The sequence below is a fragment of the Bacillus sp. JZ39 genome, from assembly GCF_053903145.1.
The window spans coordinates 3951475-3977374 of record NZ_CP096389.1; the positions used below are offsets into that span (position 1 = coordinate 3951475).

The following is a 25900-nucleotide window of genomic DNA, read 5'->3' on the forward strand; positions in this document are numbered from 1 at the left end:
TGTTTATCTATTGTCATGCTGGTCAACTTTTTTTAAAAAAGATAACTTTATTGAAACCTCCCCTCACCGGAGTGCGTCTTTATCAATGACGTCTTCTTCTTTGAACCGGCCGCAGGGCCGGTTCTCCCTTTTTCTTCTATTATAACACTCCTCATGTTTGCCTTTTTCCTAAAAGAAAAAACGCACCTACGATTGCAGATGCGTTTGGTAAGTGGCTCGGGACGGAATCGAACCGCCGACACACGGATTTTCAGTCCGTTGCTCTACCAACTGAGCTACCGAGCCAAATGTTTTATTTTTCTCTACTAAGTAAAGTAAAATGGCGGTCCGGACGGGACTCGAACCCGCGACCTCCTGCGTGACAGGCAGGCATTCTAACCAACTGAACTACCGGACCTTACAGTAATTGCCCGGAGAGCTGTCGTGTCAGCTCTCACAGACAAATAAGGAATTTAGCAATAACGCTAAAGTAAATCAATGACCCGTACGGGATTCGAACCCGTGTTACCGCCGTGAAAGGGCGGTGTCTTAACCGCTTGACCAACGGGCCTTCACGAAATGGTGAGCCATGAAGGACTCGAACCTTCGACCCTCTGATTAAAAGTCAGATGCTCTACCAACTGAGCTAATGGCTCTTAAAGATGTCGGAATTTCTATAGAGCAAACGACTTAGATCTAGTTCTCATCTTGTACTCTATTGAAGCAGTTTCCGTAACAACGAGATTTATAATATCACGAACAAATAGAAGTGGCAATAACTTTTTTGGTTTTTTTTCATATTTTTTTCTCAGACCAACTTATATGCGGCTTTCAAACAAAAAACAAGCCCCTGATATAGGGGCTTGTTGGCATATTCTATTTAGTTCGCACGGTACACACTGCGAAGGACATTTGTTTGTGAGCGGTCTGGACCGACAGAGAAAATAGAAAGCGGAATGCCTGTCAGCTGAGACACACGCTCAAGATAATGGCGCGCATTTTCCGGAAGCTCGCTCAAGCTCTTCGCACCTGTAATATCCTCAGTCCAGCCCGGCATTTCTTCATATACCGGCTCACATTCAGCAAGTGCCTTAAGACTTGCTGGGAATTCTTCAATGATTTCGCCTTTGTAGCGGTATGCCACACAGATTTTCAACGTTTCAATTCCTGTTAGGACGTCAATTGAGTTCAGAGAAAGATCTGTAATTCCGCTCACACGGCGGGCGTGGCGGACAACAACGCTGTCAAACCAGCCGACACGGCGCGGGCGGCCTGTTGTTGTTCCATATTCGCGTCCGACTTCACGGATTTGATCGCCGATTTCATCTTTCAGCTCAGTCGGGAAAGGACCGTCGCCGACACGAGTCGTATATGCTTTTGATACACCGACAACGTGCTTGATTTTGGTCGGGCCGACACCAGAACCGATCGTGACACCGCCGGCAACCGGGTTAGATGACGTAACAAACGGGTATGTTCCTTGGTCGATATCGAGCATAACCCCTTGTGCGCCTTCAAATAATACACGGCGCCCTTCATCAAGAGCATCGTTTAAGACAACAGATGTATCGCAAACATACTTTTTAATCTGCTGTCCGTACTCATAATATTCGTCTAAGATATCCTCAAGTTTAAACCCTTCTGTCTCGTACATTTTCTCGAGAAGACGGTTTTTTTCTTCAAGATTGCGCTCAAGCTTTTCCGCAAACGCGTCACGGTCTAACAGATCCGCGATGCGAATTCCGATGCGGGCTGCTTTATCCATGTAAGCAGGACCGATTCCTTTTTTCGTTGTGCCGATCTTGTTAGCCCCTTTACGCTCTTCTTCCACTTCATCCAATTTCAAATGATACGGCAGAATAACGTGAGCTCTGTTGCTGATTCTCAGGTTATCTGTACTCACGTTGCGCTCATGAAGATACGCAAGCTCTGTGACTAATGCTTTCGGATCTACAACCATTCCGTTTCCGATTACACACGTTTTATCCTTATAGAAAATTCCAGACGGGATTAAGTGAAGCTTATATGTGATTCCGTCAAACTTGATTGTATGCCCTGCGTTATTTCCGCCTTGATAACGGGCGATCACTTCTGCATTTTCTGATAGGAAATCTGTAATTTTACCTTTTCCTTCATCGCCCCATTGCGTACCTACTACAACTACTGAAGACATGTCCGTGCACCTCCGTTAACCTTTCAAAACGATTCTATTCAAACAAATCAAGTTTATCAGTGAAGAAACAGAAAGTCAATTGTAAATCCGAACATTAAATTAATGTAAATCTATATTCGTTCGCTTCCATTCGTTTTATAAGCGTTTTCTCTCGGTTTTGTCATAAAAAGCTTGCGAAACTTTCATCCTTTAGCATAAGAAAGAATCACTTGCCTGATATCCCTTTTGAATTCATAAAAACGACCCGCCAGCCGTCCGGGTCCTCTATCGTCACGCCCCCATTGCTCCAGTACGGGTTCTCTGATTCGACCTCTTGATAGCCCATGTGCTTTAGCTTTGAAGTGATCGCTGCCAGTTCATCTGCATTCGGCACATAAAAAACAAGAAGGCTGTCGGGATGGGGAACGGGGGCAGCGCTTCCCCCTTCATACTGGGTGAATTCCAAATGATAATCGGCATGAGGAAGGCCGAACATGACACCGTCATACCCGTTATGCTTTGAAAATTCTCCTATTCGTTTCAAACACAGTCCCTCTTCGTAAAAACGAATAATCTCATCAAGCTGGCCCGTAGGACGCGCAATTCGGATTTGTGCTGCTTGAAAAGACGAAATACGTTTTCCCATATTGTTACCATCTCCTTTTTGCACCATTTTATTAAAACGCTTTCAAATTTTCATCCGCTGAGCGAACGGTATTTCTTCCATCTTTCGAATGAAAAAAACCCCAAGAGCAGCTCTTGGGGCTTATGCGCCGGGCGGAACGCCTGCGTCATCAAAACGCCGTTCCAGGTTGACGAATTTGTTGTATTCTTTTACGAACGCAAGAGACACGGTTCCTACCGGGCCGTTACGCTGTTTGGCGATAATGATTTCGATAATATTTTTATTCTCGGTTTCTTTGTCATAGTAGTCATCACGATAAAGGAACGCGACAATATCCGCGTCCTGCTCGATACTTCCTGATTCCCGGATATCAGACATCATCGGACGTTTATCCTGACGCTGCTCAACACCCCTGGAAAGCTGAGAAAGCGCGATAACAGGGACTTGCAGCTCCCTCGCAATCGACTTCAGTTCACGGGAAATTTCAGATACTTCCTGCTGACGGTTGTCCTTTGAACGGCCGCTTCCCTGAATCAATTGCAGGTAATCGATCAAAATCATGCCCAGCCCGCTTTCCTGCTTCAAGCGGCGGCACTTGGCACGGATTTCACTCACCCGAATACCCGGTGTATCGTCGATGTAAATCCCGCTGTTCGACAGGCTTCCCATTGCCATCGTCAGCTTGCCCCAATCCTCTTCGGTCAGGTTACCTGTACGGAGATTCTGGGCATTGATATTTCCCTCGGCACAGAGCATACGCATAACGAGCTGCTCGGCACCCATCTCAAGACTGAAAATCGCTACGCTCTCATCGGTCTTCGTCGCCACGTTTTGTGCGATGTTCAGGGCAAAGGCTGTTTTCCCTACTGAAGGACGGGCAGCCACAATGATCAAGTCGTTTCGCTGGAAACCCGCAGTCATCCGGTCAAGCTCCGTAAACCCTGTTGGAATTCCCGTGATATCACCTTTTCGATTGTGAAGCTGTTCGATATTATCATAGGTCTGGACAAGGACGTCCTTAATATTTTGGAAGGCACTCGTGTTTTTGCGCTGTGCCACTTCCATAATCGTTTTTTCCGCTTCACTGAGTAAATCCTCGACCTCATCCTCACGGGTATACCCGTCTTGAGCAATCGTTGTCGCAGTTCTGATTAATCGGCGAAGAATCGATTTTTCCTCAACGATTTTCGCGTAATATTCTATGTTAGCCGCTGTCGGCACCGAGTTTGCGATATCTGTCAAATATGAAATGCCGCCTACTTCTTCCAGCAGGTCTGTGTTCGCAAGCTCTGATGTTACTGTCACCAGATCAACCGGTTCACCTCGGTCACCGAGCACCAGCATCGCATTATAGATTTTTTGGTGGGACATTCTATAGAAATCATCTGGAATTAATACTTCTGAAGCCAGTGTTAAAGCAGACGGCTGTAAAAAAATAGCGCCTAACACGGCTTGTTCGGCTTCTATATTTTGCGGAGGAAGCCGGTCATTCAGAAGGTCTGTCATGCTAAGCACCGTCCTCTCATTAAAAAATCTCCAACCTCCATTCTACCATTTCTACAGAAAAAAAATAGAAAAATTGACTGTTTCCTGTTTTTTTCAGTTAGCAGATTGGATCGTTTCGGACAGTAACAAGGCGGGAAAAATGCAATAAAACATGAGGGAGGAATGAAAGATGATAAAGAAATATGCGATTACGCCTAATGTTGATGCGGACGGCTGGTTTATTGAGGTGGAGAATGTAGCGCCGACAGCTTTGTATACGTCTAAAGACGCCGCTATTGAAAAGGCCAAACAGGTGGCTAAGGAAAACAGTCCGTCTAAGCTTGTAATTTATGACCAGTTTAAAAATGTGGAAGAAGAACACTCATTTTAATGAATGAAAGCCTTCGCTGCAGCGAGGGTTTTTTAGCGGTTATCGGTTTATTTCATCCATTGGATGCCTATGTGCATCATCAAATCTGCCGCTTTTTGATACAGATCCCACTCCCCGATCGAAGCAAATTTCCCCATCAGCTCCTGAAGCTTTAACCTCATTGCTATATATTCTTCGAAAGTGACAGCTTTTTCAGTGTCTATTTGGTGTTCCTTCAGCATTTGTTTTAATAAGGATAACGGTGCGTGCATAAGAACCCTCCTTACCTCTTTTATAACGGTCATTTTCCGATTGCTCTATTCCTTTGTGACATCTTCTTACATTTCACATCTGATTCTTGTACAATGGACAGAAGAGAGGAGGGATCTTTTGTGAGACCTTTGCAAATTTCTGCCGAAACTGCACAAAAGCTTGCAGAGTCCTTGAATCTGCCGCTTGAACAGATCATGCATATGCCTCAGCATATTCTGCTTGCCAAAATGGCTGAACTGCAAAAAGAGGACAAATCATAGCCTTCATTCACATACTTGCTTACCTGTTTCGGGATAATATCATGTATATGTTAGAAAAGAGGAGTAACTGCTTTGCCACATCCACATAATAAAAAAATCCAATCATTTTGGCTGATCACCGGCATTATCTTTATCGCCTTTAACTTACGGCCCGCGATCACTTCAGTCGGTCCGGTCATCAGCTCTATCCGGGCAGAGCTGCACATGTCCAATGGGGCAGCCGGTTTTTTGACCGCACTGCCGCTGCTTTCGTTTGCAGTTCTTTCTCCGCTTGCACCTAAGCTTGGACAGCGCCTCGGTAATGAGCGAACTTTATGGCTAGGTCTCGTGATACTGCTGATCGGTGTTCTGACTCGTTCTACCGGCTATACTGCCGCTTTGTTTTTCGGAACAGCACTTATCGGCGTCGGGATTGCGATTGGTAACGTACTTTTGCCAAGCTTAATCAAACATAAATACCCTGAAAAGCCAGGGATCATGATCAGCCTGTATACGACATCAATGAATATATTCGCAGCTTTAGCATCGGGTGTCAGCGTTCCTTTAGCGACCCAGATGAATGGCGGATGGAAACAAGCCTTTCTCTTATGGGGCGGGCTGGCTTTACTTGCATTGCTAATCTGGATACCTCAGCTGCGCCATCGAGATACGGCAAACCAGACAATGAAGCTGCAATCCAGTTCCATTTGGGCTTCCAAAATGGCATGGTATGTCACCATCTTTATGGGCCTGCAATCGTTTTTATTTTACAGCAGCATCGCTTGGTTTCCTGAAATTCTCCGTTCACACGGGATTGATACGGCAACAGCCGGATGGATGGTATCACTCATGCAATTTGCGAGTCTGCCTTCCACTTTTCTGACGCCAGTTTTAGCTGACCGTGTGAAACAGCAGCGCGGTATCGTTGCGGCGCTGGCCTCAGTTTATCTGATCGGCCTTTGCGGATTATTAGCGGGCGGAAGCCATACATTGCTTGCCATCTGGATGATCATTATCGGTATCGGACAAGGCTCCAGCATTAGTCTGGCCCTTACTTTGATTGGTCTCCGCAGTGAAAATGCCCAACAGGCCGCTGCGCTGTCAGGCATGTCTCAGTCATTCGGCTACCTGCTGGCAGCAGTCGGGCCAATCTTTGTCGGCTATCTCTTTGACCAGACGCATTCTTGGACGATGCCGATTGTGCTTCTCATTGCTGCCCTGATCGTAATGGGAGCAGCCGGACAGGGAGCCGGACGAGATCGATACATTTTCCAGTCAGAAAAACAAAGAAATTCAGCATAAAGCGGGGAAGATATCTCCGCTTTTTTCTTTGAATATTTATGGTTTATTCATAAGTTTTTCATATTTGTTTTTTACAATGAGACACCATAAAGAGGTGAAAAACGATGAAAACCAAACGATTCGACGCATCCCTTATTCTTATTTTGCTAGCAGCAGCTTTTTTGAATACGTATCACATTTGGCAGGATGATACAGCAAACCAGTACTATTTGGCGGCTGTAAAAAGCATGACGCAAAGCTTCCATAACTTTTTTTATGCGTCATTTGACCCTTCTGGATTTGTGACAGTAGATAAGCCTCCTGTCGTGTTATGGATTCAAACGATTTTCGCACTGATTTTCGGTGTTCACACGTGGAGTGTCATCATTCCCCAGGCTCTTGCCGGAGTTGGATCTGTCTTCCTTCTCTACAGAATGGTTAAGCCGACTTTTGGAGTTGGAGCGGCCCGCATTGCCGCACTTGTCATGGCACTGACCCCTATCGCAGTAGCTGTCAGCCGGACAAACAATATCGACAGCATGCTTGTTTTTACCTTATTGCTCGGTTCAACTTGTCTGCTTAGGGCAGTAAAACAAGGCAAGCTGGTTTGGCTGCTGACGGCATTTGCCCTGATTGGGCTCGCCTTTAATATGAAGATGATGCAAGCGTTTATGGTATTGCCTGCATTTGTGTTATTCTACCTGATTGCATCTCGGGTTTCTCTGAAGAAAAAAATCGGGTCCCTGCTTCTGTCTCTTGTCCTTCTGACAGGCCTTTCACTCTCATGGGCGATTGCAGTGGATTCAGCCTCTTCCTCAAGCCGGCCTTATGTAGGAAGCAGCCAGACTAACTCAGTGCTAGAACTGGCCTTTGGCTACAACGGCACAGAGCGTCTGTTTGGGCAAACTACGGGCCTTGCAAAGGGTGATATGAATGCTGCTGGCGGAGGGAACATGCAGAATCAAGACAACATGCAAGCGCCAAATGGCAACGGTTCATCTTTTTCTCAGAACGGAAATCAATCATTCGGAAACCATTCACAGGCGCCTCAGCCGCCTAACGGACAAATCGGCGCTCTCAATGGAGGCGGAGGCACACCTCCCACAGGTGGCAACGGACCTGGAAATGGAGGGCCTGGCGGTGGAGGCGGAAAAAGCGTGAATATGTTCGGCACCGGTGATCCTGGACCGCTTCGTCTTTTCCAATCAGCACTTTCCGGCCAAATCAGCTGGATGCTTCCATTCTCATTGATCGGATTACTGGGCGCAATCGTCAGCTGGTACCGTGATCGCCGCGGACATGCTGCTAAAATGAAAGAAACGCTATTCTGGGCGGCTTGGCTTGTTCCCGTGGCTGGTTTCTTCAGCATCGCAGGATTCTTCCACCAGTATTATTTGATTATGCTGGCACCGCCGATTGCCGCCCTTTCTGGTATCGGATGGTATACGATGCACCGCTTATACAAAAATAATAAAGACTGGTCCAGCTATCTTCTGCCGGCAGCCGTCTTGATCACAGCCGTGTTTCAGATGTATATTCTGAGCGCTTATACAAGCCAAATCGGCAGTGTATGGATGTATGTCCTGGGGCTCTTAGGACTGGGCATCACCCTTGCACTTCTGATGCTTAAACGCAGCCATCCGTTCAGTAAGCTGCTGACCATCATCAGCTTGTGCGTTCTGCTTCTCACACCAGTTTACTGGTCAGCAACGCCGCTTCTATACGGTGGCAACAGCGTCCTTCCTGAATCCGGCCCGCAGCTCAAAGGCTCAGCAAACGGCGGGAACATGTTCTCTTCAGAGGTCGACAGCGGGCTCCTGTCCTATCTGAGAAAACACAATACCGGCGAAGAGTATTTATTTGCTACTTTGACAACCGTAACAGCTGCGCCATACATCATTTACGAAAATGAATCTGTTATGGCAATGGGCGGGTTTAACGGCACGGATCCCATTCTGACTGTGTCGGAACTGAAAAAACTGATCAAAGAAGGCAAAGTGAAATACTTCCTTCTGTCAGAAAACAACTCAGGCAACAGCGAACTTGTTTCCTGGATTAAGAAAAACGGAAAAGAAATAACATCTGACGGGTACAGCGGTTCCTCCAGCAGCACAAACAGCGTGCAGGGAATGCGAAGAGGACCTGGCGGAGAAAGCCAGCAAACTCTTTATCTCGTGGAATAAAAAAAGAGGCTTGGATGAATCCAAGCCTCTTTTCTATTAAGCTTCTTCTTTTACATGTACCTTTAACACAGCCTGCACTTCAGGATGCAGCTTCACAGGCACGTTTGTATATCCTAATGCACGAATGCCGTCCGGCAGTTCAAGCTTCCGCTTATCTACTTTAATGTTATGGTCTTTTTGGAGCTGTTCAGTGATTTGCTTGCTTGTCACTGAACCAAATAAACGGCCGCCCTCACCTGATTTTGCGCTAAGCTCAACAGTCAGTTTTTCTAATGTCTCTTTCAAGCTCTTAGCCTGCTCAAGCTCAGCAATGGCTTCTTTTTTCTCTTTCTGCTTTTGTCCGTTTAACGCGCTGATGTTTGACGCGTTCGCTTCAACCGCGAGGCCTTTTTTAATTAGAAAGTTATGCGCATAACCGTCTGCTACGTTTTTGACTTCGCCTTTTTTTCCTTTTCCTTTTACATCTTGTAAGAAAATAACCTTCATCTCTGTACGCCTCCCTCAAAATACTCATCTATGGCGTGCTTCAGCCGTTCCAGCGCTTCAGAAACTGAAATGCCGGACAACTGAGTCGCCGCATTTGTTAAATGCCCTCCGCCTTCCAGGGCCTCCATGATGATCTGAACATTTACCTCGCCAAGCGACCGAGCACTGATACAAACCGTTTGTTCATCCCGTCTCGCCACCGCAAATGAAGCCTCAACCTCACTCATCGATAGCAGCGAATCGGCAGCCTGCGCAATCAGCACTTGATCGAAGTATTCCTCTTCATTTTCAGGAAGAGAAGCAATCGCAATGTTATCTTTATAGAGGACCGTATGCTGGATCAGCTTTGCCCGTTTAATATAGGAATCAACGGTTTCTTTCAGGAACTTCTGCACCAGCACCGTGTCGGCGCCTTTTGCCCTTAAATAAGAAGCCGCATCAAAAGTCCGCGAGCCCGTGCGGAGAGAAAAGCTCTTTGTATCCACTATTATACCAGCTAATAGGGCTGTTGCTTCAATCATATTGATTTTTAAGCGCTTCGGCTGATATTCAAGCAGCTCTGTCACCAATTCCGCTGTGGAAGAAGCGTATGGTTCCATATAAACGAGCAGCGGATCTCTGATAAACTCCTCACCTCTGCGGTGATGGTCGATGACCACGATATGTTCAATTTTATTGACCAGCCGTTCCTCCATGACGAGTGACGGCTTATGTGTATCAACGATCACAAGCAGTGTGTCATCATTGGAAATTTCCATTGCTTCTTCAGGCGTAATAAATCTTGACCACAGTTCTTCATATTTTTTGATTTCCCCAATCAAACGCTGCACACTTGATCCGATTTGATTTGGGTCAATCACGATAAAACCATCTTTGTTATTTGCCTGAGCCACCTTTAAAATCCCGATCGCTGCGCCGATGGAATCCATGTCGGGGAATTTATGCCCCATGATAATCACATTGCTGCTTTCGGTGACGATTTCCTTTAAGGCGTGAGAAATCACGCGGGCCCGCACCCTTGTTCGTTTCTCCATTGGGTTTGTTTTACCGCCGTAAAACTTCACCTTGCCGTTTGGCAGCTTAATGGCTACCTGGTCTCCGCCGCGTCCCAGTGCTAAGTCCAAGCTGGATTGCGCCAAATCGCCAAGTTCTTTCAGGGAAGAGACTGAAGCCCCGACACCAACGCTTAACGTCAGCGCTACACCGTCAAATGAGGTTTTTTCCCGCACTTCATCAAGAATCGAAAACTTCGAATTTTCGAGTTCAGTTAAGATGTGTTCATTAAGTACAGCGATAAAGCGTTCTGAAGACGTCCTTTTCAAGAAGATCCCGTACTCCTGCGCCCAAGCGTTCAGCAAAGATGTCACCTGGCTGTTCATCGTGCTTCTCGTCTGGTCATCCAATCCTTGTGTCACATCATCATAGTTATCAAGGAAAATATATGCCAGGACGGTTCTTTCGTTTTCATATAGCTTTTCAATCTGAATTTGTTCTGTTACATCAAAGAAATATAAGAGACGCTCATCCCGTTTGATGACAACCCTAAACTTGCGGTCATTCAATGTAACCGTTTCCGATTCCACCTCTTGTTTGATAAGCGGCACTACCGATTCACAAGTATCGTAAAGTGATCTCCCCACTAAAGTGCTTTCATTAAAGCAAGAGGAAAGAAACGGATTTGCCCATTCTATATAATATTGGTCATTAAAAAGCATGATTCCAATCGGCATTTCCATCAATGCCTCTTCACCGACTTTTTTCAACCTGTAGGACAACGTAGAAATATAAGCATCAATCTCTTGTCGAATAAGAGAATCAGCACGCTTAATAAAAAACAAAATAACTGCCAGCAGCAGCACTTCGACGGTTCCTAATATCCAGTTAAAATAAAAGCTGATGAGGATTGTAATAATTGACAGAGCAATCAATGCATAGATGGGATACCGAAACAGCGGTTTTTCATAAAAGCTTGGCATTTCTATCACTCCCCACCATGTGAGTAAAACTCATGTTCACTTCACCTTATTCCTTATATGAAAGCCCATATCTAAAACGCCTAAAATGCGAATGGCTGCCATGAAGACCGGATGCACAAACCCAAGTATGACAGCAATCACAGCCGCAGCCTTTGGATATTGTTTCTTATGGCAATAGAAAAAGATAAATGATAAACCTTGGATGAAAATCAGAAACCCGAGTATAAACTCCCCATTTAAAGCGATAGAGTACAGCATTTGGCCTTTTTCTAAAGGCAAAAATGAAAGCATGACAATAATCAAATACAGTACTACAACACTTTGCGGAAACTTCAACTCTCTAAAAGGCTTTAGATTAGGAATATCGGGGGAGAATCGCCTTAAGAGCGGCTTAGCGATAAGGTAACTGAGGAAAGAAAAAATAACTCCTACCATCACAATAGCTGTTGGAAAAAGATATTGAACGATACCCAATTGTTCTTCCATCAGTTTTAATTGCTTCTCAAACTGCCCAGCATTGCCCGACTGCTTCGCTACAGTTTCTACAATATCAAGAGATTGCCGGTATTGTGTCATTGCCTCATCAATGATATTGATACCCAAAAACTGAATGCTTATCACAAAATAGAAGACAATACTAAGCATATAAATAAGAGCGCCCGAAATAATGGCGTGCCCGGGCTCTTTCCTTTTGAAAAAATGTCCCATGGCAATGCCGGCGCAAGCTGACATAAAAGCTACAATAAGCCCGTTAAAGGACCCGACAATAAAAACAACCGGAAGACTGACAGCGCCCATCCATATCCCTAGCTTCAATCCATGTCTGATCGTATACAAGATCATTGGCAGCGGCAGTGCAAATAACAGAATTGTTCCAATCACAGGAACATAAACGACCAGAAGCGTAATGATCGCAAACAGACTGATTAAAATAGCACCTTCCATTAAAGCTCTCGTTTGTTTCACTTAGTCACCTCGTATCATCCTGAACATACGAATAGAAAAGAGCAGCATAAACGACTGCTCTTTTTTTCATCGCTGCAACATGCTTTGCACCGAATGTTTTTATATCATCTCTAAATTTTACTTTTATATTTTAACATAAGTCCAAATCGCAAGTAAAATGACGCTAATGTTTCATGTGAAACATGAAAAAGGAAAAGACATTCTTTGAAAAGAATGCCCATCACAATTAATGTTTATCATCCATAAAGCCAGAAGATTCCTTGTTTTTCTTTTTCGTTTTTCTGACATACATAAAAATTAAAATCACCAGTAAAAGGGTTGTTGCTTGCAGAACGCCGCTGCTAAACAAGAAAAAGTTCTTTATCATGTCCCACATTGTGTTTCACCTCTTTGTGCATGTTCTCAACCCGTATCCTATATAAGGTGAATTTCCCTTTTTAAAAACTTCAAAACATCATGAACAACATTGAGCGTTGGGCATATGCTGATATGGAATCTGATCGATAAAGGAGAATTTTCACATGGATGAACGCAGAACATTGGCTTGGCATGAAACATTAGAAATGCACGAGCTGGTTGCTTTTCAATCAAACGGACTCATTAAACTGAAGAAAATGATAAGAGAAGTAAAAGACCCTCAGCTCAGACAGCTTTATAACGTGTCTATTCAGGGTGTTGAGCAAAATTTGAGAGAGCTTCTTCCGTTCTTTCCACAGGCTCCGCACAGAGAGGATGAGGAAGAAGAACGCGCAGATAACCCATTTTACAGCGGTGACCTGCTCGGTTTTGCCAAAACATCTGTCCGCAGCTATGCCATCGCAATTACAGAAACAGCAACACCTCAATTAAGAAACGTACTGGTCAAACAGCTGAATGCTGCCATCCAGCTGCACGCCCAAGTTTATCGATACATGTATCAGCATGGATATTATCCGTCTTACAACCTTTCTGAACTGTTGAAAAACGATGTCAGAAACGCCAACAGAGCCATTTCAATGAAATAAAACAAGCAGCAAAGGAGTTCCCTTTGCTGCTATTTCTGCTGATCCTTCACTAAGCCGTTCGAACGATAAGATTCCAGCACGTCTCTGTTGGATTCTCCCCATTCTTTCATTTGCAAAACAATCGGTTCAAGCGTGCGCCCAAATTCCGTCAGAGAGTACTCTACCTTGGGCGGCACCTGGTGATAAACCTCACGGTGCACGATGCCATCCGCTTCCAGCTCCCTCAGCTGGAGAGTAAGCATTCTTTGAGTAATACTCGGGCAGATTCGCCGAAACTCATTAAATCGTTTCTTGCCATCTATCATGTGATAAAAAAGAATTCCTTTCCACTTTCCGCCAATGACATCTAGAGTGAATTCAACTGGACAGCCTTCTTTGTTCGGGTATATATTCTTTTTTTCACTCATTCTTGACCCTCCAATAGTACCTTTTTTGATACTACATTACATTTTGCAACTAAGCTACCCAGTATTTTACACACCTTTTCTTCTCAGCTCAAAGAAAATGCTTCTTATTCACATCAATTTTTAAGGGTTTGCATGATTACACCTGCAGCAAGACGTGTTAAACTATATAAAGATTACACTACTTAAAAAAGGATAGGAGCTATCATGGAAAAGATACTTATTTTCGGACACCAAAACCCAGATACAGATACGATTTGTTCTGCGATTGCTTATGCTGATTTGAAAAACAAACTCGGCTTCAATGCTGAGCCTGTCCGCCTCGGACAAGTCAACGGCGAAACACAATACGCGCTTGACTATTTCAAACAAGAAAGCCCGCGTCTTGTTGAAACAGCTGCAAACGAAGTAAACGGCGTTATCCTGGTTGACCATAACGAACGCCAGCAAAGCATCAAAGACATTGAAGAGGTTCAGGTTTTAGAGGTTATCGACCATCACCGCATCGCTAACTTTGAAACAGCTGAGCCGCTTTACTATCGTGCTGAGCCTGTAGGCTGTACGGCTACCATCTTAAACAAAATGTACAAAGAGAATAACGTGAAAATCGAGAAAGAAATTGCCGGCCTTATGCTGTCTGCGATCATTTCTGATTCCCTGTTATTTAAATCTCCAACTTGCACGGACCAAGACGTAGCAGCAGCAAAAGAGCTTGCGGAGATCGCTGGCGTAGATGCTGAAGAATACGGCTTGAACATGTTGAAAGCAGGCGCTGATCTAAGCAAAAAAACAGTGGAAGAGCTCATTTCTCTTGATGCGAAAGAATTTACGCTCGGCAGCAAGAAAGTCGAAATCGCACAAGTAAACACAGTGGACATTGAAGATGTGAAAAAACGCCAAGCTGAATTAGAAGCTGTGATCTCAAAAGTTGTGGCAGAGAAGAATCTTGATCTGTTCCTTCTCGTTATCACAGATATCTTAGAAAATGATTCACTTGCTCTTGCAATCGGTAACGAAGCAGCGAAAGTGGAAAAAGCGTTCAACGTTACATTAGAAAACAACACAGCCCTCTTAAAAGGCGTTGTTTCCCGTAAAAAACAAGTCGTTCCTGTCTTAACAGACGCAATGGCTGAATAAGCAAAAAGCATCCCGCGTCGGGATGCTTTTTCTTATTCACCCAGCTTCTCAATTTGTCCCATCACATCAGTAATTTGCTTTGCGTTTTGGACCAGGTCTGACTGCTCCAATTCTTTAAGCGATACCTTGCCTTCCTCGGCTTGTTTCAACACATCTTCAGCGCTTTTCTGCAAGGTTTTGTTATGTTCCTGAATGGTTTGATGAATCTCCGCTGCGGCATCAGGCGGCGTTAATTCATTAAAATCAGCGGCAGCCTTCTGAATCGACTCAAGCTGCGCTTCAAGTTTTTCTTTCGCCTCGGTGTCATTTACAGCTTTCTCAGCCAATTCAGGCGCTTCCTCTGCAAATGTCTTCACCTTCTCCACATAACCAGCTGCTTCACTCGTATAGTTCAATCCGTCGTTCACCTGATCAAGCATGCCGCATCCGCCTGCACTCAAAAGTCCCACTCCGGCAAGTACTGTCAAAATGATCTTCATCTTCAGCCCCCTCATCGTTTCTTTTTCATTTTTTCTTTTAAGATCGGAATCAATTTCTCTTTCGCTAACGGCAGCCCTTTCCTCACCAATTCACGCTTCAGCCACTTTTTCAGCTTAGACATTCTGATGCTCCTCTCCCTTTTTGATAAAAATGAAAAAACTCCACCAATTTGGTGAAGTTCCTGAAACAAAAAGACCTTCACCAAATCAGATTTGGCAAAGGTCTCGCTAACAATGAGATTGCCAGCAAAGCCGAGGACACCTTGTCCCGTAATGACGACTTTACTGTGAAAGCTACTCCCCTTTGGAGTGTTCATTTTTATTACTTTCATTCTAAAGCACCGATCTGTTCCAGTCAAATTCCTGCCGTTTATATAAAAGCGCGCTGTGGTATTTAAAATTTGAATGGTTTTTCTATCAGGAGATCATGCTATGACAGAGGAGGTTTTCATCATGAGTCAAGAGCGCGTGAAACGGCCTGGGCATACCAGATGGTACATATCTTCGTTACTTAGCGGCATTATTATTCTTAATTATTTTGACCGAGTGGCCATCTCGGTAGCGGCCCCTGCGATACAAGATTCGTTTCACCTTACTGCAACTGAACTCGGCATCGTGTTTTCCATTTACACCTATTCCTATACACTGATGCAGCTGCCTGTCGGAAGTTTGCTGGACCGTTTTGGGGTCGCATGGGTCACGAGGGTTGGAATGACAATATGGAGCTTTTTAACGATCCTTCTTGCTTTTTTGCAAGGAAAATTGCTGTTGTATCTGTTCCGGTTTCTCATTGGGCTGACGAGCGCCTCTGCGTTCCCCGCTGCCTCTAAAGCAACCGCTCTCTGGTTTCCTCCAAGTGAGCGGGGATTGGCAAACTCATTGTTCGATTCGGCCGCCAAGTTTTCAAATGTAATCGGCGCGCCATTGGTCGCCTTTCTTGTCACAACATTTGACTGGCGTGTCGCTTTTTTGACGATTGGATGCATCAATGTGCTGTTTACGATTTTTTTCTGGCAGTATTATGAACAGCCTGAACGGCATAAACGTATTTCTAAAAGTGAACTAAACTATATTCAAAAACACAATGCCATTACAACAGAGCAAATTCCTTACAAAACGGGCCCGCTTTTAAAAAAGCTTTTCACCAATCGAAAAGTATGGGGCTTAATGATCGGATTTACAGGGTACGGGTATACATTCAACCTGCTGCTCACCTGGCTTCCGATTTTCTTTAAACATACATACGGTATGGATCTCATGTCGTCCGGTTTATTTACAGCAGTGCCGTGGCTGATCTCAACCATTTCCGGAATTGCCGTCGGCGGCTGGCTCGTCGATTATTTTATTAAGAAAGGCTATCCTAACACCAAGGTGTACCGAACCGTAATCATAGTCGGAATGAGCTTTGGCTTTTTCTTTTTAGGATCCATTCTGACGAACAATATTACCGTAGCCATTATTTGCATTTCCATCGGACTCGCCGGAATTTCCGCAACCGCTCCGGTCGGCTGGTCCATCTCCGCAGAACTCGCGCCGATCGGTTCCGTATCCATGCTGAGCTCCATGGTGAATCTCGCAAACAACCTGTTCGGAGGCATTATTGCTGCGTCACTGACAGGATATTTGTTTGATGTGACAGGCTCCTTTACCCTCAGCTTTCTGGTAGCTGGTTTTGTGCTGTTGCTGGGATTGGTTTTTTATGTGTTTGTATTAGGGGATGTAAAACGAATTAAACTGGAATAAAGAGTGCTTGCTGAAAAGCACTCTTTTCTTTGAATCCGCCAGGTGTTATTTTCTTTCTCCCACATTCACTAGGCTGTTCTCGGATGAAAACACCACGATTTTATCCTTGACTCCAACCAAAGGTAAGGCCTCATAGTGAAAGAAGAAAGGAGGAGTCGGATGGTGAAATTAACAGTAAAAGAACTATCCAATATTGCGAATGTCACAATCAAAACGCTTTATCATTACCACAAAATCGGCTTGCTGGCCCCAAAGGAAATAAGCGAAGCCGGATATCGGTACTATGGTGCTGACGAACTAAAAAGACTGCAGGAAATCCTTTTTTACAAAGAATTAGATATTCCTTTGTCAGAAATCAAAACATTACTAAAAGAGGATGCTGAAAGAACAAGTACATTAGAAAAACAAAAAAAGCTGTTTGAAAAGAAAATTGAAAAGTATCAGCGTCTCATTCAAACAGTCAACACATCTTTAGAATACACGAGAAAAGGCGAAAACATGGATCATAAGGTAATGTTTAAAGGATTTGAAAGCGCTGAAGAATGGAAACAATCTTTAGCAGAACAAAATGGGTATTTAAAAGAGCGTTACGATTTTGAATTGGATACACATACAATCAATGTCAATGAAATGAACAAAATGGCAATAGAGGCTAAACATTTTCTTGATAGGATGGCTGATTTTTTAAGAAACGGTGTAACGTATCATGATCCTTCCGTGCAAGGGCATGTCATGAATCATCTTAAGTTCCTAAATCAGAACGGGCATCCGACAAGTAAAGAAGATTACGTAAAACAAACACGTTTTTTTATGCAAGATGATTTCCATAGAGGAATGTTAGAAGAGCAGCAAGCCGGTTTATCTTATTATTTGGTTGTCGTTGCAGAACACCTGTAGTGTTTTGTCACCCTTTATAGGGTGACAGCCATCAGGATTACGAGACAGCACCGCCAACAATCGAAACATTCTGCCGGTCAACGACAAAACGCCGTCCGTTCCATTTTAATACGGTTTGAACATATCCCAATGAGTCGGCGTTATACCTTCCCGCTATCCGCTGGTACGCCAATAATTCGTATACGCCGTCTCTGTCAAAATCAACCGGATACAAGCCCGATAAAGGATTCACCCATCCTTCTATCGGCATTTTTAACACACCTTGGCTGTTATAAATCTCATTCAAATATTCCCTGCCCTTGTAAGTAAGGTCGAGGATATACGTTTCGTTTTGCTGATGACTGATGACGCTCGCTTTATATTGATTTTGATACCTCACACTGTACTTTAATTCATCATTCAATACATCTGAATTGAAAATTCGCCGGAACTGCCTGTTTAGATAGGCAAACACATATGCATAAATAGCACCGCCACTTCCCCCTGTATCCATTACCACTGCCACATCCTCAATCTTGTCGCCTGTCATATCCCCCAGAAAAAGTGACGGATTGTATCCCATATTGTTTTGAAGCTGAATCCGCTGCTCCTGATGGGTTCTGCCATCACGGATCACCAATGTGATATTTCTCCATAACGGGCTGCCGGGCATTTGATTTCCAGTTAGAAAGACCTCGTCAATAACGCCGTCTCCCGTTACATCGCCGCGAGTAGATGCAATGATTGCACGTGAGGAGACAGGCTGCCGAAATACGTATGGATGTTGAACAAGTCCTCTGCTTTCATAAAACCAATAAGGAGCCATTCTGATGTCATACACATTCAATTGTGTCACCTTCCCTAATCAGCTGAATGAATCATTATATGCAGGAATGGCACATCAAAGACATATCTTACACACCAATTAAATCCGTACCATATGAGTTATCGATTACACAAAGCCACTCGCCTAGCGCATTCTTCTTAAATACAAAGGTCGCCCTTCTTTCCATCGCATACTCGGAGTCCTTTTTATCCGAATCAAGCAGTGTCTGAGAAAGGACGAGTACCGTGTCACCTGCTTCCAGGAGGATCATTTCCCCTTGTCTCGGCACAATATGATGATTGAAATAGTTCGCAATCGTGATAAACGCTTTTTTGATTTCTTCTTTGCCTCGCGCGATCATGCCCGGCTTCACAACTAACACGGCATCTTCCGAATAATAATTCATCAGTGTATCAAAATCTTCATTTTGGATTGCCAAATCACACGCAGAGATGATGTCTTTCAATTGCTGTTCCAAATGAATTCCCCCAATCATCATGATTGGATATATTATACATTGCTAGACCACTGAAACCGTGAAAACAAAATGAAAAGTATCCTTTTTTCCTATATAATCAAATAGATATATTTAACAAAGTACCCAAGTGAAGGGGTGAACATTATTGTCTGCGGAAGTAACGTTACATGACAATATACATCATGATTTAAGTGCGGATTGCCAGCACTGTTTTGGCCTGTGCTGTGTCGCCTTGCCTTATGCGAAGTCGGCAGATTTTGCTTTTGATAAAGACGGGGGCACGCCTTGCCGCAACTTACAATCAAACTATCAATGTTCTATACATAAAGATCTCAGAGAAAAAGGATTTCGAGGCTGCTCTGCATATGAATGCTTTGGCGCCGGCCAAAAAGTATCCCAAATCACTTATGAGGGAAAGGATTGGCGAAGCAGCCCCGAAACGGCCAACCAGATGTTTGACGTTTTTCCTATCATGCAGCAGCTGCACGAAATGCTCTGGTATTTACATGAAGCTCTTTCTATAGATATAGCCAAGCCGATTCATCCCGAACTGAGAACCAGTTTCGAAAAAATAGAAAAGCTCACCAGACTCAGCAAAGAACGCCTGCTGACACTGCAGGTGGACGAGCATCGAGCTGAGGTCAATGAATGGCTGTTAAAAACAAGTGAGCTGGTGCGTGCCCAAGCCCGCCATCCAAAACTCCCGAAAAAGGTCAGCCGAGGAAGTGTCCTGATCGGCGCGAAACTGAAAGGGCTTGATCTGCGAGGAGCAAACCTAAGAGGGGCGCTGCTCATAGCCGCCGATCTGAGAAATGCCGATTTGAGAATGACAGACTTTATCGGTGCAGATATGAGAGACGCTGATCTCAGCGGCGCCGACCTGACCGGGAGCATCTTTCTGACACAGGCACAGGTGAACGCCGCCAACGGCGATTCGAACACAAAGCTGCCGCTGTCTTTACGAATCCCTGCCCATTGGGAATAAAAAAGGACCCGTTAACGGTCCTTTTTTACTGATCAATTCAATCCTTTTTCGTTCCTTTTATCCGGCACTTTCGCACTTCTTGCCAAGTATCCCGACAGCCATAACGCAACCAGCAGCATGAAGGTGATCATACCGACAACGCCCAGCCAGTGAAAAGCAGACCAGAATAGCCCTCCGATTGTTCCGAAAACACTTGAACCGGCGTAATAAAAGAACAAATACAGCGATGAAGCCTGTGCTTTGTTATGAAGGGCTCTCCTGCCCACCCAGCTGCTGGCAACTGAATGTCCTCCGAAAAAACCGAATGTAAAGAGGGCAATCCCCAGAATTTTCACTGCCAGCATACTGTTTATGGTGAATAAAGCACCTGCAATGACGATGAAAATATTCATCACCAGTATTTTTGGATAGCCATATTGATCAACCATTCTTCCAATGAAAGACGAGCTGAAAATGCCTACAATCATCACAATAAATATCCAGCTGGCAAATGCTTTATTAAGCGAATACGGCGGGCCCAACAGCACATACACAATGTAATTAAACAATGCAACATTGCTTCCGAGCAGCAAAAAACCAATGAGAAACAAGCTGAATAGTTTACGGTCCCTCAAGTGGCCGATCAGAGACATTCCCAATTTCCCGAGCTTCAATTTTCTTGGCGTAAAATGCCTGGATGGCGGCAAATTCATAAAAAATATAATACTAGCAATCAAACTAATGACACCAATTGCCCCCATCGCCATATGCCAATTCAAGTACTCGCTCAGGAGCCCGGAAACGATCCTTCCGAAAACGGCGCCGATTGCATTTCCACTGATATATAGCCCCATCGCTGATCCAAGACTTCCGGGTTCAATTTCTTCCCCAAGATAAGCCATCGCAATCGACGGAAGGCCTGCGAGCGCAACGCCTTGAACGGTTCTCAATACGAGCAGTGTATGAAAGTTCGGACTGAAGGCCGATGCCAGACAGAGAACCGATGCGGCCAGCATGGAAATACCCATAATCGGCTTGCGCCCCCACACCTCGGATAATGAACCAAAGACAAGCATGCTCACAGCTAACAGCATTGTGGTAACAGATAAAGAAAGACTCGCCGCAGTAGGCGTTACATGAAATTCCCGCGTGAATTCCTCCATGAGCGGCTGTACGCAATATAGAATCGCAAATGTATTGAAACCCGCAGCGAAGAAAGCAAACGTAATTTTTCGAAAAACCGGTGTGCCTTTTTGAATGTATGTCATCGAGACTTTATCGGTCCCTCATCAAGTTGTGGAGCACTGCCATTCATAAACAATCATCCTTTATTTCTTCCGAATTCAAACATCCTCGAGTCTGTTTATATTACTATCTTAGCACCGTTGATATATGTTGTATAATGCATATAAAATATCATTTTCATGCTTATATGTAATAAAGGAGGGATGATAATTGGAATGGGAACAACTTGAATATTTTCAAACACTGGCCCGAATGCAGCACGTCACGAAAGCCGCAAAAAGCCTCTCCATCACACAGCCTGCGCTTTCACGCTCTATCGCCAGGCTGGAAAATCATTTGGGTGTGCCGCTATTTGACAGGCAAGGACGATCCATCAGCTTAAATCAATACGGACACATTTTTTTGCGGCGGGTTCAGGCGATGATGAAGGAGTACACCAAAGGAAAAGAAGAAATCCAAGCTTTATTAAAGCCAGACCAAGGCATAGTCTCTCTCGGTTTTTTACATACATTAGGCACCACGCTCGTGCCCGATCTCATCGGCTCCTTTCAGCAGGAATACCCCAACATTGCCTTCCAGCTGAAGCAAAACCACTCTTATTGGCTGCTTGAACGATTAAAATCCGGGGATCTGGACCTCTGTCTCCTCGCTTCGATTAAGCCTGAAGATCCGATCCAATGGATCAAGCTGTGGAGTGAAGAACTCTTTGTATTTGTGCCAAATGATCACCCATTAGCCAGTCGCGAAAGCATTACCCTGAATGAGATTGCCGGGGAGCGTTTTATTTTATTGAAAAAAGGCTACGCGCTTCGGATGACGGTCGATGAGCTGTTTGAGAAGGCCAATATACAGCCGAACATTATGTTTGAAGGAGAAGAAGCAGCTACTGCCGCAGGTTTTGTGGCAGCCGGTCTGGGCATATCTATTCTTCCAGACCTGAAAGGCTTAGACCAAAGCAAAATCACCAAAATCCGCGTCAGCTGGCCGGAATGTCAGCGTGTCATAGGAATTGCCTGGATAAAAGGCAGGTTTTTATCACCGGTTGCTGAGACCTTTAAACAATATGTGATCAGCCATTTTTCTGAGTAGGGAGGATAGCATGAATATCAAAAAAATCACGTCAGAACAGGATTTACATACAGCGTTTGAAATCAGAAAGGCAGTATTTGTAGAGGAACAAGGCTGTCCCATTTCGGATGAATTCGATGAGTTTGATACACTCCACGGTGATTGCCAGCACATCCTGGCTTATCATCAGAATGTACCTGTTGGCACTGCACGTGTCCGTATCGTTGGCCACACGGGGAAACTGGAACGAATCTGCATTCTGAAGCCTTACCGCAAATTCGGTTTGGGAAAAGTGATCGTCGGTGCATTAGAACGTATTGTGAAAGAACAAGGCATTTCTGCCTTCAAACTGCACGGCCAGACACAGGCGGCAGGCTTTTATGAAAAGCTCGGTTATCAGACTGCATCAGAAGAATTTATGCTGGACGGCATTCCGCATGTGCTGATGACAAAACAAGACGATTCTGTGCTATAGATTGTTCACAAATTTGTCACTTATGAGCATGAACAGTTCATTGGTATACTAATCACCGATTATGAAGAGAAGGAATGATTGTATGCCAGCAAATAAAAAAGAGAGTCTTATATTTGGCGTGATGATGTGTTTTGGAATGGTCTGCGTCATGTCGATTTACAATGCCATCATCAACGGAGCCATTCAGGATTTTTCACTGATGACCGTTTTTGAAATGGTCATCGGTTTTATGCTCGCCCTCCTGTTAGATTTACTGTTAGTGGGCCCCCTCGCCAAGAAGATTGCATTCCGCATGCCGTTCGACAAGACTAAAAAAATTTATGTCATCCTTGCCATGTCAACTTGTATGGTGATTGGCATGGTACTTTGTATGTCTGTGTTCGGTTTAGTGACAGCGGTTCTAGCAAATGGGCTGAACGAGGACAGCCTCTTCAGTGCTTATCTTATGATTGTGTTGAAAAATTTCATCCTGGCCTATCCATTGCAATTACTGATTATGGGCCCATTAGTCAGAGGGATTTTCATGAAATTTGTAAAACCAAAGCTCACAGTCGCAATTTAAATAGAAAAGGAGTGAGCCTGACACTCACTCCTTTTGCTCATGAATCGGATGTAAAACAAGCTCCGCAAAAGCCTCTGCGGCAGGCAGCTCCCATTTTTTCTTTTTGAGTAATAGGTGTGAGTAAATCGGATCGAGAGCTGCACCATGCTGAAGAATTTTCAGCTTATGTTTTTCACTTCCATTAATCCCTATACCTTACCACATAGTTTTTATACAATTCTTCGTTATAAAGTATTTCTTCGCCATGTGAAGAGCAAATGAGCGTTGGTTTGATTTGATCTATGATTGAGCCGCTATCGATGTTCTCATTTATATCAACACTGAATCTTCTTATAGGTGGGTGTAAATCCTCCTTACTTGTGATAAAAAGGTCGCCCGTTAATAGCGTACGATCGATTTTATGATAATACACGACATGCCCCGGCGAATGGCCAGGTGTTAAATAGTATTTCAGAGGCAGGTGAGAAAGCGTTTGCTCCGTCAGCGGCTGGACAATATGGGCTACCCCTGTGTTCTCCACTTCATTTTTGTTCGGATATGGCTCTTCCCCATTGATGTACTTTAGTTCTTTCTGGTGCGCAAAAATCGGAATATCAAATCTCTCTAACCATTTTGATGCACCTCCGATATGATCACTGTGGCCATGGGTAAGCAAAATGGCTTTTGGATTGCCGATCGCTAACGCTGCCCTAATTTGAGCATCAGCAAAACGTTCTATTCCCGTATCAACAATATAAACATCATCACCATCTTTGATAAACCAGGTATGAACCGGAATACGAAGAGGCACATCAAGCTCAAATTCACATTGATAGACATGTTCTGATAGTTGTCTCAAGTTCACGCAAACCACTCCCTTTGGAGATTTTTGATAGTTCAAAAGAAAACAGAAGTGAACGGCCAGCGGACTGGAATTCTTGAGGAGGAGACGCCGATTTTCGCCAGCATCAGCTCGACTTGTTAACATTGTCCATTAATAATCCCTTTTGTTCCCCTTCTTCACATATTCCCAATCACGTTCTATATTCTTCCTCACTCTATGAAGGAGTGCAGAAATGGTTTCCTTTTCCTCTGAAGTAAAACCGGACAAGGCCACTTCCGTGGAATGTTCTCCTTCTCTTCTTAACAATGGATATACCTTTTTCCCTTTCTCAGTCGGGAACAGTTTTTTTATTTTTTTATTTTGCTCATCCGGCAGTTTTTGAATAAATCCCTGCATTTCCAGCTTCTTAATGGCCCGCGCGGCCGTTGTCCGGTCCACTTTTATCATTTCCGCCAATTTTTCTTGAATAATTCCCGGATTTTCGTATATACGTACGAGATAGAGATACTGCCCTCTTGTTAAGTCCAAATCTTTAAATTCGATGTTGCTTATGGAATCCAACGCTCTTGCTATCATGCCGATCTCACGCAAAATATCATTCATTCCTAAAACCCCTCACGTATTTTTGTTGCATTTACAACAAAAATGTTTTAACCTTACTATTATAAGACCACATGCATGCTGTACAGTCCAGACTAATATCAGAAAAGGATTGATTCATAATGAATTTAAAAAGAATAACAACTGAAGCTGATTTACATGCAGCTTTGAATATTAGAAAGACGGTTTTCATTGAGGAGCAACATGTATCTGAATCCGAAGAGTTTGATGAATTTGATACGCTCCAGGAACAATGCCAGCATGTCTTGGTATATCATGAGAATCAGCCTGTCGGCACGGGCCGTGTGCGCATCGTTGACCATACAGCAAAGCTGGAAAGAATCTGCATCCTAAAACCTTACCGTAAGTATGGATTGGGGAAAGTCATCGTAAGCGGGTTAGAAGAAATCATAAAAGAAAAAGGACTGACTGCATGTAAGTTGCATGGTCAAACACAAGCAGCAGGTTTTTATCAAAAACTGGGCTACCAGATTTCTTCACAGGCATTTATGGAAGACGGCATCTCTCATGTCTTGATGACAAAAGACATATCGCGGAATATAACATGAAATATATTTTTTACGGATTAGGCATACTCATATTAAGTTTGGGCATTTCCTTAACCATACAATCAGGGCTGGGCACATCCCCCTTCGATGCCCTTTTGGTTGGTCTGTCAAAAGAAGTCGGACTTACCGTAGGAAGCTGGGAGGTCCTTATTTCTGTGATCCTCTTAATCTGCAACGCTATATTAACGAGAAAAAAACCTATTTTGCTGGGCTTGATTACAGCATTCATTACTGGAATAGGCATTGACCTATGGTTGTTTGTTGTAAAAAACACCCTCTATCTAAATGCGTTGTTAAGCAAACTGATTTGTTTCGGAATTGGTTTGGTGCTCATCGGTCTTGGAACAGCCATCTATCTTCAGACAAAATTCGCATCAACACCCATCGATCATTTAACACTTATTATCCGAGATCTCTCCAAAAGAACAATCTTGTTTTCAAGAACATTGGTATACGCTCTTTTCTTAGTATTAGCCATCGTCTTTAAAGGCCCTATCGGCATCGGAACCCTATTAACCGTCTGTTTGGGAGGAATGCTCCTTCACGTTTTTATACCTATTGTGGAAAGACAATTCTTATCAAAGAATAGAAGGGGTTAAAAAACCTCTTCTTTGAAAAAACGAAACGCAAAA

Annotated in this window: 30 protein-coding genes, 4 tRNA genes and 1 pseudogene; 14 read left to right on the forward strand and 21 right to left on the reverse strand. The window is 44.0% G+C overall.

The window, feature by feature from the left end; genetic code table 11:
* Window positions 1-212 precede the first annotated feature (212 nt).
* The 7 genes from M1D65_RS20240 to dnaB all read right to left on the reverse strand — a co-directional run bounded on the left by M1D65_RS20240 (window position 213) and on the right by dnaB (window position 4262).
* Window positions 213-285, reverse strand: a tRNA-Phe gene (locus M1D65_RS20240).
* A 35-nt stretch (window positions 286-320) separates the two neighbouring features.
* Window positions 321-397, reverse strand: a tRNA-Asp gene (locus M1D65_RS20245).
* 81 nt (window positions 398-478) lie between these two features.
* A tRNA-Glu gene (locus M1D65_RS20250) sits at window positions 479-550 on the reverse strand.
* A gap of 9 nt (window positions 551-559) precedes the next feature.
* Window positions 560-635: transfer RNA gene (locus M1D65_RS20255), tRNA-Lys, on the reverse strand.
* A 224-nt stretch (window positions 636-859) separates the two neighbouring features.
* Window positions 860-2152, reverse strand: coding sequence for an adenylosuccinate synthase (gene purA / locus M1D65_RS20260; RefSeq protein ID WP_003226929.1), 1293 nt, complete (start codon window positions 2150-2152; stop codon window positions 860-862).
* Between the two features lie 205 nt (window positions 2153-2357).
* The gene (locus M1D65_RS20265; protein ID WP_032724983.1) at window positions 2358-2777 is read right to left on the reverse strand and encodes a VOC family protein; all 420 of its coding nucleotides are present in this window, start codon (window positions 2775-2777) and stop codon (window positions 2358-2360) included.
* Window positions 2778-2897: 120 nt separating this feature from the next.
* Window positions 2898-4262 (reverse strand): replicative DNA helicase, encoded by a 1365-nt coding sequence (gene dnaB / locus M1D65_RS20270; RefSeq protein ID WP_003226923.1) that lies wholly within the window; start codon window positions 4260-4262, stop codon window positions 2898-2900.
* Window positions 4263-4431: 169 nt separating this feature from the next.
* Between dnaB and M1D65_RS20275 the strand changes: the two genes are divergently transcribed.
* Complete coding sequence (locus tag M1D65_RS20275; RefSeq protein ID WP_003226922.1) at window positions 4432-4632, forward strand: DUF2188 domain-containing protein; 201 nt, start codon at window positions 4432-4434, stop codon at window positions 4630-4632.
* Window positions 4633-4679: 47 nt separating this feature from the next.
* Here the strand turns inward: M1D65_RS20275 and M1D65_RS20280 are convergent, their stop codons facing one another.
* Window positions 4680-4883: a hypothetical protein gene (locus M1D65_RS20280; protein WP_003244312.1), complete on the reverse strand. Its 204-nt coding sequence runs from the start codon at window positions 4881-4883 to the stop codon at window positions 4680-4682.
* Between the two features lie 120 nt (window positions 4884-5003).
* Between M1D65_RS20280 and M1D65_RS20285 the strand changes: the two genes are divergently transcribed.
* From M1D65_RS20285 to M1D65_RS20295, 3 genes are all read left to right on the forward strand, one after another.
* Entirely contained in the window at window positions 5004-5144 is a 141-nt protein-coding gene (locus M1D65_RS20285; RefSeq protein WP_003242786.1) for a YycC family protein, read from the forward strand.
* A 72-nt stretch (window positions 5145-5216) separates the two neighbouring features.
* Window positions 5217-6425 (forward strand): CynX/NimT family MFS transporter, encoded by a 1209-nt coding sequence (locus M1D65_RS20290; protein WP_003226917.1) that lies wholly within the window; start codon window positions 5217-5219, stop codon window positions 6423-6425.
* A 104-nt stretch (window positions 6426-6529) separates the two neighbouring features.
* The gene (locus M1D65_RS20295; protein WP_456270710.1) at window positions 6530-8587 is read left to right on the forward strand and encodes a glycosyltransferase family 39 protein; all 2058 of its coding nucleotides are present in this window, start codon (window positions 6530-6532) and stop codon (window positions 8585-8587) included.
* Window positions 8588-8623: 36 nt separating this feature from the next.
* Here M1D65_RS20295 and rplI read toward each other — a convergent pair whose 3' ends face one another.
* The 4 genes from rplI to M1D65_RS20315 form a co-directional block, all read right to left on the reverse strand.
* Window positions 8624-9073 (reverse strand): 50S ribosomal protein L9, encoded by a 450-nt coding sequence (rplI, locus tag M1D65_RS20300; protein WP_003226915.1) that lies wholly within the window; start codon window positions 9071-9073, stop codon window positions 8624-8626.
* The gene (gene gdpP, locus M1D65_RS20305) at window positions 9070-11049 is read right to left on the reverse strand and encodes a cyclic-di-AMP phosphodiesterase GdpP (protein ID WP_003242517.1); all 1980 of its coding nucleotides are present in this window, start codon (window positions 11047-11049) and stop codon (window positions 9070-9072) included. Before gdpP ends, rplI begins: the two co-directional genes overlap by 4 nt.
* 36 nt (window positions 11050-11085) lie before the next feature.
* Window positions 11086-12015, reverse strand: coding sequence for a YybS family protein (locus tag M1D65_RS20310; protein ID WP_003243969.1), 930 nt, complete (start codon window positions 12013-12015; stop codon window positions 11086-11088).
* A gap of 226 nt (window positions 12016-12241) precedes the next feature.
* Window positions 12242-12391 (reverse strand): hypothetical protein, encoded by a 150-nt coding sequence (locus M1D65_RS20315; RefSeq protein WP_003226909.1) that lies wholly within the window; start codon window positions 12389-12391, stop codon window positions 12242-12244.
* Window positions 12392-12536: 145 nt separating this feature from the next.
* On the opposite strand from M1D65_RS20315, the gene cotF reads away from it, so the two are divergent.
* Window positions 12537-13019, forward strand: a complete 483-nt coding sequence (cotF, locus tag M1D65_RS20320) for a spore coat protein CotF (RefSeq protein WP_003243364.1) — start codon at window positions 12537-12539, stop codon at window positions 13017-13019.
* A gap of 29 nt (window positions 13020-13048) precedes the next feature.
* Here the strand turns inward: cotF and hypR are convergent, their stop codons facing one another.
* Window positions 13049-13426 carry a transcriptional regulator HypR gene (gene hypR / locus M1D65_RS20325; protein ID WP_003242487.1) on the reverse strand — a complete coding sequence of 126 codons (378 nt, stop codon included), beginning with the start codon at window positions 13424-13426 and terminating at the stop codon, window positions 13049-13051.
* A 204-nt stretch (window positions 13427-13630) separates the two neighbouring features.
* Here hypR and M1D65_RS20330 point away from each other — a divergent pair, with 204 nt between their 5' ends.
* Window positions 13631-14560 (forward strand): manganese-dependent inorganic pyrophosphatase, encoded by a 930-nt coding sequence (locus M1D65_RS20330; protein ID WP_003226902.1) that lies wholly within the window; start codon window positions 13631-13633, stop codon window positions 14558-14560.
* A 32-nt stretch (window positions 14561-14592) separates the two neighbouring features.
* Here the strand turns inward: M1D65_RS20330 and M1D65_RS20335 are convergent, their stop codons facing one another.
* Both M1D65_RS20335 and M1D65_RS20340 read right to left on the reverse strand, forming a co-directional pair.
* The gene (locus M1D65_RS20335; RefSeq protein ID WP_003226901.1) at window positions 14593-15039 is read right to left on the reverse strand and encodes a DUF6376 family protein; all 447 of its coding nucleotides are present in this window, start codon (window positions 15037-15039) and stop codon (window positions 14593-14595) included.
* An 11-nt stretch (window positions 15040-15050) separates the two neighbouring features.
* The gene (locus tag M1D65_RS20340) at window positions 15051-15371 is read right to left on the reverse strand and encodes a hypothetical protein (RefSeq protein ID WP_003226899.1); all 321 of its coding nucleotides are present in this window, start codon (window positions 15369-15371) and stop codon (window positions 15051-15053) included.
* A gap of 100 nt (window positions 15372-15471) precedes the next feature.
* Between M1D65_RS20340 and M1D65_RS20345 the strand changes: the two genes are divergently transcribed.
* Complete coding sequence (locus M1D65_RS20345) at window positions 15472-16782, forward strand: MFS transporter (protein ID WP_064671685.1); 1311 nt, start codon at window positions 15472-15474, stop codon at window positions 16780-16782.
* A gap of 159 nt (window positions 16783-16941) precedes the next feature.
* Window positions 16942-17679 carry a MerR family transcriptional regulator gene (locus tag M1D65_RS20350; RefSeq protein ID WP_411262870.1) on the forward strand — a complete coding sequence of 246 codons (738 nt, stop codon included), beginning with the start codon at window positions 16942-16944 and terminating at the stop codon, window positions 17677-17679.
* Window positions 17680-17716: 37 nt separating this feature from the next.
* Here the strand turns inward: M1D65_RS20350 and M1D65_RS20355 are convergent, their stop codons facing one another.
* Both M1D65_RS20355 and M1D65_RS20360 read right to left on the reverse strand, forming a co-directional pair.
* On the reverse strand, window positions 17717-18505 hold the full coding sequence (locus M1D65_RS20355) for a hypothetical protein (protein ID WP_064671683.1): 789 nt from the start codon (window positions 18503-18505) through the stop codon (window positions 17717-17719).
* Between the two features lie 67 nt (window positions 18506-18572).
* Window positions 18573-18962, reverse strand: a complete 390-nt coding sequence (locus tag M1D65_RS20360) for a YybH family protein (protein ID WP_064671682.1) — start codon at window positions 18960-18962, stop codon at window positions 18573-18575.
* A gap of 145 nt (window positions 18963-19107) precedes the next feature.
* Between M1D65_RS20360 and M1D65_RS20365 the strand changes: the two genes are divergently transcribed.
* The gene (locus M1D65_RS20365; protein ID WP_064671681.1) at window positions 19108-19947 is read left to right on the forward strand and encodes a pentapeptide repeat-containing protein; all 840 of its coding nucleotides are present in this window, start codon (window positions 19108-19110) and stop codon (window positions 19945-19947) included.
* A gap of 32 nt (window positions 19948-19979) precedes the next feature.
* On the opposite strand, the gene M1D65_RS20370 is transcribed toward M1D65_RS20365, so the two are convergent.
* A complete protein-coding gene (locus M1D65_RS20370; protein WP_064671680.1) occupies window positions 19980-21194 on the reverse strand; it encodes an MFS transporter in 1215 nt (404 codons plus the stop codon).
* Between the two features lie 187 nt (window positions 21195-21381).
* Here M1D65_RS20370 and M1D65_RS20375 point away from each other — a divergent pair, with 187 nt between their 5' ends.
* The 3 genes from M1D65_RS20375 (at window position 21382) to M1D65_RS20385 (ending at window position 23276) form a co-directional block, all read left to right on the forward strand.
* Window positions 21382-22260: a LysR family transcriptional regulator gene (locus tag M1D65_RS20375; RefSeq protein WP_456270711.1), complete on the forward strand. Its 879-nt coding sequence runs from the start codon at window positions 21382-21384 to the stop codon at window positions 22258-22260.
* A 10-nt stretch (window positions 22261-22270) separates the two neighbouring features.
* Window positions 22271-22714 (forward strand): GNAT family N-acetyltransferase, encoded by a 444-nt coding sequence (locus M1D65_RS20380; protein WP_456270712.1) that lies wholly within the window; start codon window positions 22271-22273, stop codon window positions 22712-22714.
* Between the two features lie 82 nt (window positions 22715-22796).
* Window positions 22797-23276: a DUF2798 domain-containing protein gene (locus M1D65_RS20385; RefSeq protein WP_426842227.1), complete on the forward strand. Its 480-nt coding sequence runs from the start codon at window positions 22797-22799 to the stop codon at window positions 23274-23276.
* Window positions 23277-23300: 24 nt separating this feature from the next.
* Here the strand turns inward: M1D65_RS20385 and M1D65_RS20390 are convergent.
* The 3 genes and pseudogenes from M1D65_RS20390 to M1D65_RS20400 all read right to left on the reverse strand — a co-directional run.
* Window positions 23301-23450, reverse strand: a pseudogene (locus M1D65_RS20390) (LysR family transcriptional regulator); the annotation flags it as partial.
* A 7-nt stretch (window positions 23451-23457) separates the two neighbouring features.
* Window positions 23458-24120, reverse strand: a complete 663-nt coding sequence (locus M1D65_RS20395) for an MBL fold metallo-hydrolase (protein ID WP_064671677.1) — start codon at window positions 24118-24120, stop codon at window positions 23458-23460.
* Between the two features lie 129 nt (window positions 24121-24249).
* Window positions 24250-24702 (reverse strand): MarR family transcriptional regulator, encoded by a 453-nt coding sequence (locus tag M1D65_RS20400; RefSeq protein ID WP_003226875.1) that lies wholly within the window; start codon window positions 24700-24702, stop codon window positions 24250-24252.
* 119 nt (window positions 24703-24821) lie between these two features.
* Between M1D65_RS20400 and M1D65_RS20405 the strand changes: the two genes are divergently transcribed.
* Both M1D65_RS20405 and M1D65_RS20410 read left to right on the forward strand, forming a co-directional pair.
* On the forward strand, window positions 24822-25268 hold the full coding sequence (locus tag M1D65_RS20405) for a GNAT family N-acetyltransferase (RefSeq protein ID WP_064671676.1): 447 nt from the start codon (window positions 24822-24824) through the stop codon (window positions 25266-25268).
* Window positions 25265-25867 (forward strand): YczE/YyaS/YitT family protein, encoded by a 603-nt coding sequence (locus M1D65_RS20410; RefSeq protein WP_064671675.1) that lies wholly within the window; start codon window positions 25265-25267, stop codon window positions 25865-25867. Before M1D65_RS20405 ends, M1D65_RS20410 begins: the two co-directional genes overlap by 4 nt.
* Window positions 25868-25900: the final 33 nt, after the last annotated feature.

Bases quoted from the DNA above. Each gene is read 5' to 3' on its own strand.
- purA (WP_003226929.1), bottom strand. From the start codon at position 2,152: ATGTCTTCAGTAGTTGTAGTAGGTACGCAATGGGGCGATGAAGGAAAA.
- M1D65_RS20265 (WP_032724983.1), bottom strand. From the start codon at position 2,777: ATGGGAAAACGTATTTCGTCTTTTCAAGCAGCACAAATCCGAATTGCG.
- dnaB (WP_003226923.1), bottom strand. From the start codon at position 4,262: ATGACAGACCTTCTGAATGACCGGCTTCCTCCGCAAAATATAGAAGCC.
- M1D65_RS20275 (WP_003226922.1), top strand. From the start codon at position 4,432: ATGATAAAGAAATATGCGATTACGCCTAATGTTGATGCGGACGGCTGG.
- M1D65_RS20280 (WP_003244312.1), bottom strand. From the start codon at position 4,883: ATGCACGCACCGTTATCCTTATTAAAACAAATGCTGAAGGAACACCAA.
- M1D65_RS20295 (WP_456270710.1), top strand. From the start codon at position 6,530: ATGAAAACCAAACGATTCGACGCATCCCTTATTCTTATTTTGCTAGCA.
- rplI (WP_003226915.1), bottom strand. From the start codon at position 9,073: ATGAAGGTTATTTTCTTACAAGATGTAAAAGGAAAAGGAAAAAAAGGC.
- gdpP (WP_003242517.1), bottom strand. From the start codon at position 11,049: ATGCCAAGCTTTTATGAAAAACCGCTGTTTCGGTATCCCATCTATGCA.
- M1D65_RS20315 (WP_003226909.1), bottom strand. From the start codon at position 12,391: ATGTGGGACATGATAAAGAACTTTTTCTTGTTTAGCAGCGGCGTTCTG.
- cotF (WP_003243364.1), top strand. From the start codon at position 12,537: ATGGATGAACGCAGAACATTGGCTTGGCATGAAACATTAGAAATGCAC.
- hypR (WP_003242487.1), bottom strand. From the start codon at position 13,426: ATGAGTGAAAAAAAGAATATATACCCGAACAAAGAAGGCTGTCCAGTT.
- M1D65_RS20330 (WP_003226902.1), top strand. From the start codon at position 13,631: ATGGAAAAGATACTTATTTTCGGACACCAAAACCCAGATACAGATACG.
- M1D65_RS20335 (WP_003226901.1), bottom strand. From the start codon at position 15,039: ATGAAGATCATTTTGACAGTACTTGCCGGAGTGGGACTTTTGAGTGCA.
- M1D65_RS20340 (WP_003226899.1), bottom strand. From the start codon at position 15,371: ATGAAAGTAATAAAAATGAACACTCCAAAGGGGAGTAGCTTTCACAGT.
- M1D65_RS20345 (WP_064671685.1), top strand. From the start codon at position 15,472: ATGACAGAGGAGGTTTTCATCATGAGTCAAGAGCGCGTGAAACGGCCT.
- M1D65_RS20350 (WP_411262870.1), top strand. From the start codon at position 16,942: ATGGTGAAATTAACAGTAAAAGAACTATCCAATATTGCGAATGTCACA.
- M1D65_RS20370 (WP_064671680.1), bottom strand. From the start codon at position 21,194: ATGACATACATTCAAAAAGGCACACCGGTTTTTCGAAAAATTACGTTT.
- M1D65_RS20380 (WP_456270712.1), top strand. From the start codon at position 22,271: ATGAATATCAAAAAAATCACGTCAGAACAGGATTTACATACAGCGTTT.
- M1D65_RS20385 (WP_426842227.1), top strand. From the start codon at position 22,797: ATGCCAGCAAATAAAAAAGAGAGTCTTATATTTGGCGTGATGATGTGT.
- M1D65_RS20400 (WP_003226875.1), bottom strand. From the start codon at position 24,702: ATGAATGATATTTTGCGTGAGATCGGCATGATAGCAAGAGCGTTGGAT.
- M1D65_RS20405 (WP_064671676.1), top strand. From the start codon at position 24,822: ATGAATTTAAAAAGAATAACAACTGAAGCTGATTTACATGCAGCTTTG.
- M1D65_RS20410 (WP_064671675.1), top strand. From the start codon at position 25,265: ATGAAATATATTTTTTACGGATTAGGCATACTCATATTAAGTTTGGGC.